The following is a 12,468-nucleotide window of genomic DNA, read 5'->3' on the forward strand; positions in this document are numbered from 1 at the left end:
TCCTTCTTTTATTCAAAGCTTACCGGCTGGCTTAAAATCTTCTTCCAATCTATTTCTAAAATTTCTATCTTTTGTTTTTTCTCATCTATAAAGTATGATAATTTTTCAACGGTTGGATTTTCTATTAAATCCTTTTCATCAAGCTTTATTCCAAATGTGCTTTCTATAAATGTTAAAAACTCTATTTTTCCAAGAGAATCAAGCCCAAGGTCTATCTCTATGTGAGAGTCCGGATATACGCTTAGATTCGTGTATTTTTCTAAGTATTCTTTTAAGATGCTGTAAGTTTGAGTTTTTGGCTCTTCTTTGACCGCCGTTCTTTCTTGTTTTTCAAGAAATTGATTAAGCATAAATCTTCTGATTTTTCCAAGCCTTGTTTTTGGAAGCTCGGTATTTACAATCTTAAAACCGCCAATTTTTTTATAGCTAACGGCAGTTTGATTGTATTTATCAATCACATTCCATTTTATTGTCTCTTCAAGATTTACAATGTTTCTTTTCTTTACAACTTCAAAATCTGGATAAATAATAGCAAAAAGCTGATTATCTTTTTGAATTACTGCTATCTCTTTTACAATATCAAAATTTTTAAGAATTATATTCTCTATTTCTTCCGGGTTGATATTTTTTCCGTTTGGTAAGACTATGATTTCTTTTTTTCTTCCCGTTATATAAAGATAACCATCTTCATCAAGATACCCAAGGTCTCCTGTCATAAAATAGCCATTTTTAAATGCTTTCTTTGTTTCTTCAATCTTATTTAAATATCCAACAAAAACATTATCACCTTTGACAAGAATTTCATCATCCTCTATCTTTACTTGCACACCTTCTATTGGCTTTCCTACCGAGCCAAGTTTAATTTCGTATGGTGGATTGAATGATACGATAGGAGAGGTCTCTGTTAGCCCATATCCTTCAATAATCTTAAATCCAAGAACCTGAAAATCTTTTGCAATATCTAAATCAAGCTTTGCACCACCTGAAACAAAATACTTTATATTTCCACCAAATATATCGTGCACTCTTTTAAAAACTATTTTACTAAGTGCTTGGTTGTTAATTTTTTTACAAAGTTTAAAAACTATTTTTATAAAAAAATCTTCGTTGATTTTATCAAAAATCCTTTTATGAAAAAGAGCATACAGTCTGGGAACGCCTATAAGAATGGTAATCTTGTATTTTTTTAGCTTATCTAAAATATCCTGTGGAGATAACTCATCAAGAAAAACAATCGTAGCACCAAGATGAAGAGGTATGAGCATAGAAACCATCAAAGGATAAGAATGATGAAATGGAAGTATCGCAAGGGTTGAATCTTGAGAGTTTGCAATCTCTACTTTTTCTATGCTTTTTATGTTAGATAGTAGGTTTTTATAATTAAGCATTACACCTTTTGGTTGTCCTGTAGTTCCGGAAGTGTAGAGTATTACAGCTAAATCTTCTTCAAGCTTTTTACATTCTTTATTTTCAAAAATTTGACTGCTAAAATCAATCTCTTCAAAAATAAAAACTTTTATATCATAATCAAGCTTTAGCTTCACACTTAAAACTTTTTCTTTATTATTTTTAGATGTAAAAATGTATGCTGGCTTGCTATCGTTTAGTATGTAAAAAAGTTCATCTTCTGAAGACATAAAATCTATCGGGACGTTTACTCCGCATTTTTCCCAAACTGCAAAAAAGGCATAGATCCATTCCGGTCTATTTTCGCTAAAAATAGCTACTTTATCTTCTGGCTTTATATCTAAAATATTTGAATATTTTTTAATATTTTCTAATAATGATATGTAGCTTATCTCTTGACCTTTGTGTATTAAGGCAGTCTTTTCTAAGGGCTTTATATTTATCATATTTTCTCCATATGCTATAATTTTAAGCAATAATTATTATTACACAAAGAGGTTTATTTATGAAGTATATGACAGCTGATGAAATAAGGCAGAGCTTTTTAAAGTATTTTGAAAGTAAAGGACATACAATCGTAAAATCTGCATCAATCATTCCTGAAAATGACCCAACTCTATTATTTGTCAATGCCGGAATGGTTCCGTTTAAAAATGTATTCCTTGGACTTGAAGAAAGACCGTATAAAAGAGCTGCATCATGTCAGAAAGTTTTTAGAGTATCCGGAAAACATAACGACCTTGAAAATGTAGGATATACACCAAGACACCATACATTTTTTGAGATGCTTGGAAACTTCTCGTTTGGCGATTACTTTAAAAAAGAAGCCATTGAGTTTGCCTGGGAGTATTTAACAGAGCATTTAAAAATTCCAAAGGAAAAACTTCTTGTATCTGTATTTGAAGAGGACGACGAAGCATTTGAAATTTGGAATAAACACATAGGACTTGATGAAAGCAAGATAAAAAGAATGGGCTATAAAGATAACTTCTGGTCAATGGGTGATACCGGACCGTGCGGACCAAGTTCAGAGATTTACTACGATAGGGGCGAAAAATTCGGCAGTCCTGAGTTTGGAGCAGAAGATGATTTTAGATATTTAGAGATATGGAACCTTGTTTTTATGCAATACAACAGAGATGAAAAAGGCGTATTACATCCACTTCCAAATCCAAGCATTGATACAGGCATGGGACTTGAAAGAATAGCATCAGTCTTACAAGGAGTTGATAGTAACTACGATACAGACCTATTCAAGCCAATCATCCAATTTGCAGAAGAAGTATCAGGAAAAGAGTACGGAAAGAATGAAAAAGATGATATAGCGATGAGAGTTATAGCCGACCATTTGAGAGCCATCACATTCTTAATTTCTGATGGAGTTTTACCGGCAAACGAAGGGAGAGGCTACGTTTTGAGAAGAATAATAAGAAGAGCTTTAAGATACGGAAAAAATCTTAGCATAGAAAAGCCGTTTTTGTATGAAGGAGTTGATGTTGTAATTGAAAAAATGAAAACTGCATATCCGGAGCTTATACAAAACAGAAGCTTTATAAAAACAATCACAAAATCAGAAGAAGAAAAGTTTATAAAAACTCTAAAAAGGTCAATGGATATTCTCTATCAAATGATAGAGCAGGCAAGAAAAGAAAACAGAAGGCACTTAACAGGCGAAGAAGCATTCAAGCTTTATGATACATACGGATTTCCAATAGACCTAATGGAAGAAATATTAAAAGATGAAGGATTTACTTTTGATTTAATAGAATTTCATAATCTGTTAGAAGAGCAAAAAGAAAGAGCAAGAAAAAGCTGGAAATCTCAAAGCAAAGAGATTAAGCCGGTATATTTAACGCTTAAAAACAAACTTCCGGAAAACCAATTTGTTGGATACGAGACGCTAACATCTGAAAACTCAAAAGTATTGGCTATCATAAAAGGAGACCAGCTTGTAGACACTGCAAAAGAAGGAGAGGATGTTGAGATAGTGCTTGACATCACACCTTTCTATCCGGAAAAGGGCGGACAAGTTGGAGATAGGGGAATCATAGAAGGTGATGAGTTTTTATTTGAAGTATTAGACACACAAACGCCGGTAGATGGCTTGATTGTTCATAAAGGAAAGGTTTTATTTGGAAGTGTAAAAGAGGGAGCATATGTAAGGGCTAAGGTTGATAAAGAAAGAAGGGAAAACATAATGAGACATCACACAGCAACACACCTTTTACATGCAGCTTTAAGAAACGTTCTTGGAGACCACGTAAAACAGGCTGGTTCTTTGGTATCAGATGAATATCTAAGATTTGACTTTACACACTTTGAAAGCATGACAGACGAAGAGTTAAAAGCCGTTGAAGAGCTTGTAAATAGAGAAATAATGAAAAATGAAGAAGTTGTATGTCAAGAGATGCAATACGAAGAAGCTTTAAAATCCGGTGCGATGGCTATTTTTGAAGAAAAATATGCAGACGTTGTAAGAGTAATATCTGCCGGTATTTCTAAGGAGTTATGCGGCGGAACTCATGTAAAAAGAACAGGAGATATTGGATACTTTAAAATCCTTTCAGAATCTGCAGTATCATCCGGAACAAGAAGAATAGAGGCAGTAGCTGGAATTAAAGCAGTAGAAAAAGGTTTACAAGAGCATTACATAATAAAAGATTTATCAAGACTTTTAACAGCAAAAGAAGACCAACTTTTAGACCGAGTGTTAAAGCTACAAAATCAGATAAAAGAGAAAGAAAGAGAGATAGAAAATTTAAGAAAAAAACTTGCTTTATCAAATATTAATGAAAATCTAAACATCATTGAAAAAGAAGGATTTAAAGTTGCTTATGTATCAGTTGAAAATCTAAATCCAAATGAGCTAAGAGAAATTGCAGACCATTTAAGACAAAAGCTTGGAAAATCTGTAATTTTGGTTGCATCAAAAGATGCTGAAAAACAAAAAGTTAACTTTGTTGTAGCAGTATCAAAAGAGTTATCAGAAAACTATAAGGCAGGCGATATTGTTAAAAAAGTTGCTTCTGCCGTTGGCGGAAGTGGTGGTGGAAGACCAGACTTTGCACAAGGTGGAATAAACGACACATCTAAATTAAGTCAGCTTTTTGAAGAATTTAAAAAAACTTTTAGCTAAGGAGGTTTCTTATGCAAGGTGATCCAATGGGTGGTTTAATAAGTGCTATAGTATGGATGGTTTTATTTGTTGGTATATTCTATTTCTTGATTTTAAGACCACAGCAACAGCAGAGAAAAAAACATGAAGAGTTTTTAAAGAATTTAAAAAAAGGTGAAAAAGTAATCACAACCGGCGGGATTATTGGAGAGATAAAAAACATTGAAGAAAAAACTGTTTCATTAAAAGTTTGTGAAGGCTGTATAATAAAAGTTTTAAAGCCATCAATAGCTTCTTACTATCAAGAGGAGGCAACATCACAGGAAGAAAAGGGATAAGATAAATGGCTATTCCGGGCTATCAAGATTTAATGCTTCCTTTACTAAAGCTTGTTTCTGACGGCAAAGAGTATTCATTAAGAGAAGTTATTGAAAGGTTAGCAGAAGAATTTAATCTTTCTGAAGAAGATAGAAATGAATTTTTACCATCAGGACGGCAGAGAGTATTTGATAATAGAGTAAACTGGGCAAAAACATATTTATTAAAAGCTGGGCTGCTAGAAAGTCCAAAAAGAGGTTGTATTAAAATATCTAAGGTGGGAAAGCAGTTTTTAGCTGATAATCCCTATTTAGACAAATTAACAAACAAAGATTTAATGCAATTTGAAAGTTTTAAAGAATTTATAAGTAGAGGAAATGAAGAGAATGCAGCCCCGCATATTGACCCAAAGACTCCAACGGAAATAATAGAGCAAAAAATCCAAGAGGTTAATGAAGCATTAGCGGATGAACTACTTAGAAAAATCAAAAACTCATCACCAAAGTTTTTTGAAAAATTGGTTATAGATTTACTTTTAAAAATGGGATATGGTGGTTCTGAGAAAGAAATGGCTGAAGTTGTCGGAAAATCTGGAGATGAAGGAATAGATGGGACTATCAAAGAAGATAAACTCGGATTAGATGTTATTTATATTCAAGCTAAAAGATGGGAAGGTCCTGTCGGTAGACCAGAAATTCAAAAGTTTGTAGGAGCTTTAGCCGGCAAAAAAGCTAAAAAGGGTGTGTTTTTTACAACTTCCACATTTACAGATGAAGCTAAAGATTATGTTTCACACCTTGAACAAAAGGTCGTTTTAATTGACGGTAATAAGTTAGCGGATTTGATGATTAAATACAATGTAGGTGTTTCTGTTGAGAGAGTAATTGAAATAAAAAGAATAGATTCAGATTATTTTGAGGAAGACATCATCTGATTTTTTGTTTATCAGTGAAAAAAGATATGATGACATTAACAGAAAAATGGAAAAATGAAAGGATTACAGCAAGGCTTGCAAGGAATCATAGAGGTCTAACTTAATGACTGACTTACAACCTCACGACCAATTTTTTAAACAGATATTTTCTGAGCCAAAGAGAGTTAAAAGCCTGCTTGATATATTTTATCCAGAGCTATCTCAAAAGATAGACTTAGAAAGTATAAGATTATTAAACAGTGAAAAATACTCACAAAAGGTAGGAAAATCACTTCTTAACCTTTTGTATGAATGTAAAATAGAAAACGAAAAAAGCTTTTTGAGAATCATCTTTGAACACAAATCATACATAGATAAAAACCTACCAAGTCAGCTTTTATACTACAATGGGATATTATGGGAAGAAACAGGAGAGTATGAAGAGTATCCACCAATAATTAACATTGTCTTGTACCATGGTAAAAGAAAATGGAATATACCAGCCACACTACCAAAGACTAACTCAGAAATCATAGAAAGATTTGCAAACAAACTTAACTATCACTTAATAGACCTTTCAAAAGTAGCTGATGAAGAGATGATAAGCAAGCTCTACTTAGATTTTTGCACAGTGTCAGCACTTCTTACAATGAAGCATATTTTTGAAGATTTAAGAAAGTATAAACATATTTTAAAGAAGGTTTTTGAACACTATCAAGATGGTTGTGTTTTTATCATTTTAGATTATATTTCAGTTGTAAACAACCCACAAGAAGTTGAAAATGTATTAAAGGAAATCTTGGGAGGTGAAAAAGATATGATGACATTAACAGAAAAATGGAAAATGGAAGGTTTACAACAGGGTTTGCAACAAGGAATGATAGAGGGTCAGAAAAAGGCTATATTAAAGTCAATTCAACTTAAATTTGGAAGAGTTCCTGAAAATATAGAAAAATTAATTTCAAACATTAACAACTTAGAAGAATTAGACAAATTGTTTACAAAGGCTATTTTGGCTAATAGTTTGGAAGAATTGTTAAAAGAGATTAATGAGCCTGTTCCAAAATTTTTGTAAGCTTACCTCTCCGTGTCATCCTGAGGACAAAGTCCGAAGGATCTCATCTTTTGATTTTTTTGACTTGAAAAGAAAAACATGAGATTCTTCGCTTCGCTCAGAATGACATCCTTGAGAGGTTGAGATTCTTCGCCGGCTGCAGAATGACAGTGTGGATTTTTGGAACAGAGATTAATTGACTATGAGTTATAATATAACCTACAAAAAATTTTCTAAAATGACATTAACAGAAAAATGGAAAATGGAAGGAATAATTGGAGCTAAGAAAGAAGATATTCTTAAACTTATCAATCTTAAATTTGAAAGAGTTCCTGAGGGATTGGAAAAATTAATTTCAGGCATTAACGACTTAGAAGAATTAGATAAACTATTTACAAAAGTCTTTTTGGCTAATAGTTTAGAAGAGTTATTGAGAGATGGAGGGATAAATGGGCTTTAAAAATGAACTTGAAAAATTTCAAAATTTAATGAAAGACCTATTTCAGTTTGAGGCATCCGATTTAGATTTTGGAATTTATAGAATTTTAAACTATAAAAGAGAGCAGATAAGAGATTTTATTGAAAATAGATTAAAAGATATTGTTGAGTCTTCTTTTGAAAAGCATAAAGGTGCTTTAGCTGAGAATATAGATGAAAGGTTTAATAGAGCAAAAGAAAATGTAGAAAAAACTCTGGGGAAAAATGCAATTTTACCTACCGGAGATCTAAATGAAAGCTTTAAAGAAACACCTCTTGGACAGGAATATTTAGAAGTAAAAGAGCAAAAAGAGATGATTGAAAAGATTGATGAGATAAAAGGTCAGGTTTATAATGACCTTTATACTTTCTTTTCAAGATATTATGAAGATGGGGATTTTATACCAAAATACAGATACTCTATAAAAGGTCATAAGTATGCTATACCTTACAATGGCGAGGAAGTAAAACTTTACTGGGCAACCGCTGAGCAGTATTATATAAAAACTGGACTTTTATTTAGAGATTATACTTTTAAATCTGATAATCTTAAGGTTATTTTTAGAGTTGTAGAGGCAAAGGATGAAATCGCATCTAACAAGGCTACAAAGGAAAGGTTTTTTGTTTTAGATGATGAAAATTATTTAGAGATTAAAGACAATGAGATAATCGTAAGATTTCAGTATAGGGAGCTTTTAGATAAGGAAGTTAAAGATTATGATGTCGAAGGTGGCAGTAATACTGCAAAGCAGGAGAAAATTAATAATAAGATTTTCGAAACTCTAAAAGCAGATTTTGGGAAAGAAGAAAAAAAACTAAATCTTGTCAAATCTTTGATTCTTGAGTCTAAAAATGATAAACCTTTACTTTTATATCATATAAATAGGTTTACCGCTAAGAATACAAGAGATTATTTTATTCATAAAAATTTAAAAAGATTTTTGTCTGAGCAGTTGGATTATTTTATTAAAGCTGAAGTTTTAAATTATGAGACTTTATCGCAGGAGAAGTATTTAGATAAGCATATTACAAGGGCAAAAACAGTTAAGGATATTGGGGAAAAGGTAATTGAGTTTTTATCTCAGATTGAGGATTTTCAAAAGAGATTATGGGAAAAGAAAAAGTTTGTTGTCAGGACTGATTATGTAATTACATTAGATAGGATTAAGAAATGGACTGATGATGGGTTTTATGAGTGGGTTTTGGATAGGGTATTAGATAATTCTAAGCAGTTAGAGGAATGGGAAGAGCTTGGATTTGGTAGCATAAGGAGTAAAGATGATTTAAAAGATAAAAGGCTTCCTATTGATACAAGATATTTTGATGAGGAGTTTAAGTTTAGGCTTTTAGAGAAGATTAGTGAGAGTGTGGATTTGGAAGATGCTTTAGATGGTTTGCTTATAAAGAGTGAAAACTGGCAGGGTTTGAATACGATTTTGAATAAGTATGGCAATAGAGTTCAGACTATTTATATTGATCCGCCGTTTAATAAGGAACAGGATGCTGATTATTTGTATAATGTGAAGTATAAGGATGCTACCTGGATTAGTATGCTTGAAAATAGGTTGAGTTTGGCAAGAGAGTTGTTAAATGAAAAGGGAAGTATTTTTGTTAGATGTGATTATAACGGTAATATGTATGTTAGACTTTTGATGAATGAGATTTTTGGAAAGGAGATTTTTAGGAATGAGATAGTAGTAAATAGGACGAAGAAAATTTTTACTGGTGTTAAGGGCTATAATGTAGCCACAGATAGTTTGTTTTTTTTCACCAAAAAAGAGGATTTCAAGTTTTACGCCCAATACAAACAGAGAGAACAAGAACAGAAATGGTTAAATATGCATTCTCCTGGTGAAAGGAGACCTCCTGAAAGAATTATATTTGGTAAAGTTTTTTATCCTCCTAAAGGAAGACATTGGACATTTACTCAAGAAACTATAGATAAAATGATTAAGGAAGGTAGAATAAGGATAAAAGAGGATGTGGAATATATAGATTTGATGGGTAATAAAGTAAAAGGAATGCCGCAATACTTAACCGGTGAAGAAGAACTTTTAGACTCTAATTGGACTGATATTCCTGGCTATTCCTTTGGCTGGGATTTCCAAACCGAAAACTCCGAAATCCTTCTCAAGCGTGTTATAGAATCCACATCCAACGAAAACGATTTAGTAATGGACTTCTTTTTGGGAAGTGGCACAACAACGGCGGTAGCACATAAACTAAGAAGAAAATGGATTGGTATTGAAATGGGAGAGCATTTTTGGACTGTCATAATGCCAAGAATGAAAAAAGTTTTAGCATACGATAAATCAGGAATATCAAAAGAAAAGGATGTTAAAGAAAAATACAACGAAAAAACCGCAGGTGGATTTTTCAAATACCAAATCCTTGAACAATACGAAGACGCACTTGACAATATAGAACTACAAGAAAACCAATCAGCACAAAAACTATTTAAAGACGATTATCTTATAAAATACTTTCTTGATTACGAAACAAGAGAAAGTCCATACCTTCTAAACTTCCAACATCTAAAAAATCCATTCAACTACAAACTTAAAATAAATCTATCAGAACTTGGAGAACCACAAGAAACAAATATTGATATACCAGAAACATTTAACTACCTTCTTGGAATAAAAATAAAAAAAATCAAAAAAGTACAAAACGAAGGTAAAACATACCTATTTATTATCGGAGAAAAAGACAGTAAAGACTACGCCATAGTATGGAGAGAACACGCAGACAATTGGAATGAAGAAGACTACAAAAAAGATAAAGAATTTATAAAGCAGCAACTTAAATCATACAAACCACAGGTAGTCTACGTAAACTGTAGTAGCATACTAACACCAAATTTTGATGACTATAAAGCAGAAATAAGATACATTGAGCCAGAATTTAAAGCACTTATGGAATCGTGAGAGGTTAGAAAGTGAAAAGTGAAAAGTATTTAGTTTTAAATAAATACATACTTGATTTATTTGGTGTAGATGAATTTGAAAAGCTTCAAAAAAAATTTAAAGACGAAAAAGAAGGTACAGACAGCAACGGAAGAAGTTATTATTTAAACACACTTTTAGGCTCAGGAAACTTAAAAGACATAGAAGAAAAAGATTTAAACAAATACGATGAAAACATTCAAGAATACGTAAGAAAGATAAACGAAAAAAGAGGAAACATCAAGCTAAAATATTTTCAATATTTAGCAGTTTTATTTACAGAGATTTTTTTAGATAACATCACAAACAGAAAAACGGAATTTATATATAAATTAAATGAATTTTTGGAAGAATACAAACAAAAGGAAAAAATAGGAATAGAACCATTTATAGAAGAAGACTTTAAAAAACTTGCCTACTGGATGGCTACTGGGTCAGGAAAAACTTTAATTATGCATATGAACTACTTACAATTTTTAAAATACAAACCATTTGAGCCAGATAATATTTTATTGATAACACCAAATCTAAGCTTGTCTTATCAACATTTCCAAGAGTTAGAAAAAAGTGGAATACCGGCTAAGCTTTACAGCGAAAATAAAACAACAGGCTCGGAAGGAGATTATGAGATACTGATAATTGAGATAACAAAACTTGCAGAAGAAAAAAAAGGCAGTGGATTAAGCTTAACAATTGACACCTTTGAAGGTAAAAATCTAATTTTTGTTGATGAAGGACATAAAGGACAAAAATCGGAAGAAAAAAGTTGGATTAAAAAAAGAAAAGAGTTAACAAAAAATGGATTTGCATTTGAATACAGTGCTACATTTGGACAGATTTTAGACTCCGACAAAGAGATATTAAAAGATTATGCAAAGGCTATTATTTTTGATTACTCTTATAAATACTTTTATAATGACGGATACGGCAAAGACTTTCAAGTCTTAAACGTAAAAAAGAATGAAATGAAAGATGAAGAATTTCAAGAAGCTGTATTAGTTGCCAATCTTCTTGACTTTTACCAGCAGATGTTTTTATACAAAACAAATCCAGATTTAGTTAGAGAGTATAACATAGAAAAGCCGCTATGGGTATTTGTGGGTACAACAGTAGCAGGGAAAAATGTTCAATCTGATATTTTACAGATTATTAAATTCTTAAGCAAAGCTTTTGATGAAAGATGGTTAAAATCTAAAATTGAGAAGATATTGACAGGTGGGTATAAAAAGGAAAACGGTGAAGATATATTCAAAGATAAATTTGATGTAATCAGAAATAATTTAGATTTAGGAGATTTTTATAAATCGGTATTTCATGGAAAAGGAGCATTTAAGATATATGAAATAAAAGATGCGGACGGAGAGCTTGGATTAAGAGTAGGAGATAATAACTATTTTGGCGTTGTAAATGTGGGCAATCTTTCAGAGCTTAAAAAGCTTCTTGCGAAAGAAGGTTTTATTGTAGAACAGGATGCAATCTCTTCTTCACTTTTTGACAACATCAAAAAACCAGATTCTACAATAAATATCTTGATTGGAGCAAAAAAATTCATAGAAGGGTGGGACACCTGGCGTGTATCTTCAATGGGACTCTTGCATATTGGAAGTGGTGAGGGACCTCAAATAATACAGCTTTTTGGTAGAGGTGTAAGGCTAAAAGGTAAAGATATGTCTCTAAAAAGGTCTAACAAACAAGAAATTAAACATCTTGAAACTCTAAATATATACGGAATAAAAGCAGACTACATAGATAAATTCCTCTCTGTTATTGCCAAAGAAGATGTAGATTATGACCCTGAAGAAATAAAAATACTTGTAAAAACTTTAGAGCCAGAAAAATGGCAAAACTTACCTTACTTATCAAAGAATGAGTCTAAAATTTTTGAAGAAGATATTCCACTCAAATTAACAAAAGACGATAAAATCCACTACAAATTAGACCTTGTACCAAAAATAACAATTTATGATGGAACAAAAAAAGATCAGTCAACCTTACAAGTAGAAGAAAAAACAATCTACGATATTATAGACAGTATAGACCTATTGAATTGGAACAAAATTTTTATAGATATTATCAATTATAAAACTTTAAAAGGGTATTGGAACCTGTACTTTGATATTGAAGATTTGAAAGATATTTTACATAACTGCAAAATCAGGGAAAAACCAGAATTCTTTAACATTCAAAACATTAAAAAACTTGAAGATATAACAATCTTACTGATTAAAGGCTATATAGA

The 12,468-nt window shown here is 31.7% G+C and carries 8 protein-coding genes; 7 read left to right on the plus strand and 1 reads right to left on the minus strand.

Annotated features, from left to right (window positions below; all coding sequences use genetic code 11):
- Positions 1-8: 8 nt before the first annotated feature.
- Positions 9-1,883 carry a non-ribosomal peptide synthetase gene (locus SULYE_RS01830; protein WP_232178548.1) on the minus strand — a complete coding sequence of 625 codons (1,875 nt, stop codon included), beginning with the start codon at positions 1,881-1,883 and terminating at the stop codon, positions 9-11.
- A gap of 29 nt (positions 1,884-1,912) precedes the next feature.
- On the opposite strand from SULYE_RS01830, the gene alaS reads away from it, so the two are divergent.
- The 7 genes from alaS to SULYE_RS01865 all read left to right on the plus strand — a co-directional run.
- Entirely contained in the window at positions 1,913-4,543 is a 2,631-nt protein-coding gene (gene alaS, locus SULYE_RS01835; protein WP_007545944.1) for an alanine--tRNA ligase, read from the plus strand.
- Positions 4,544-4,554: 11 nt separating this feature from the next.
- Complete coding sequence (gene yajC / locus SULYE_RS01840; protein WP_007545945.1) at positions 4,555-4,860, plus strand: preprotein translocase subunit YajC; 306 nt, start codon at positions 4,555-4,557, stop codon at positions 4,858-4,860.
- 5 nt (positions 4,861-4,865) lie between these two features.
- Entirely contained in the window at positions 4,866-5,774 is a 909-nt protein-coding gene (locus tag SULYE_RS01845) for a restriction endonuclease (protein ID WP_007545946.1), read from the plus strand.
- 103 nt (positions 5,775-5,877) lie between these two features.
- The gene (locus SULYE_RS01850) at positions 5,878-6,828 is read left to right on the plus strand and encodes an Rpn family recombination-promoting nuclease/putative transposase (RefSeq protein ID WP_007545948.1); all 951 of its coding nucleotides are present in this window, start codon (positions 5,878-5,880) and stop codon (positions 6,826-6,828) included.
- A gap of 181 nt (positions 6,829-7,009) precedes the next feature.
- Positions 7,010-7,267, plus strand: a complete 258-nt coding sequence (locus tag SULYE_RS01855) for a hypothetical protein (protein ID WP_007545950.1) — start codon at positions 7,010-7,012, stop codon at positions 7,265-7,267.
- Complete coding sequence (locus tag SULYE_RS01860; RefSeq protein WP_007545953.1) at positions 7,257-10,211, plus strand: site-specific DNA-methyltransferase; 2,955 nt, start codon at positions 7,257-7,259, stop codon at positions 10,209-10,211. Before SULYE_RS01855 ends, SULYE_RS01860 begins: the two co-directional genes overlap by 11 nt.
- A gap of 11 nt (positions 10,212-10,222) precedes the next feature.
- The coding region (locus SULYE_RS01865) for a DEAD/DEAH box helicase family protein (protein ID WP_007545955.1) at positions 10,223-12,468 on the plus strand (2,246 nt) is incomplete at its 3' end.

This window comes from Sulfurihydrogenibium yellowstonense SS-5 (genome assembly GCF_000173615.1).
GTDB classification, from domain to species: Bacteria; Aquificota; Aquificia; order Aquificales; family Hydrogenothermaceae; genus Sulfurihydrogenibium; species Sulfurihydrogenibium yellowstonense.

Coding starts and splice junctions, on each gene's coding strand:
- alaS (WP_007545944.1), top strand. CDS start 1,913: ATGAAGTATATGACAGCTGATGAAATAAGGCAGAGCTTTTTAAAGTAT.
- yajC (WP_007545945.1), top strand. CDS start 4,555: ATGCAAGGTGATCCAATGGGTGGTTTAATAAGTGCTATAGTATGGATG.
- SULYE_RS01845 (WP_007545946.1), top strand. CDS start 4,866: ATGGCTATTCCGGGCTATCAAGATTTAATGCTTCCTTTACTAAAGCTT.
- SULYE_RS01850 (WP_007545948.1), top strand. CDS start 5,878: ATGACTGACTTACAACCTCACGACCAATTTTTTAAACAGATATTTTCT.
- SULYE_RS01855 (WP_007545950.1), top strand. CDS start 7,010: ATGAGTTATAATATAACCTACAAAAAATTTTCTAAAATGACATTAACA.
- SULYE_RS01860 (WP_007545953.1), top strand. CDS start 7,257: ATGGGCTTTAAAAATGAACTTGAAAAATTTCAAAATTTAATGAAAGAC.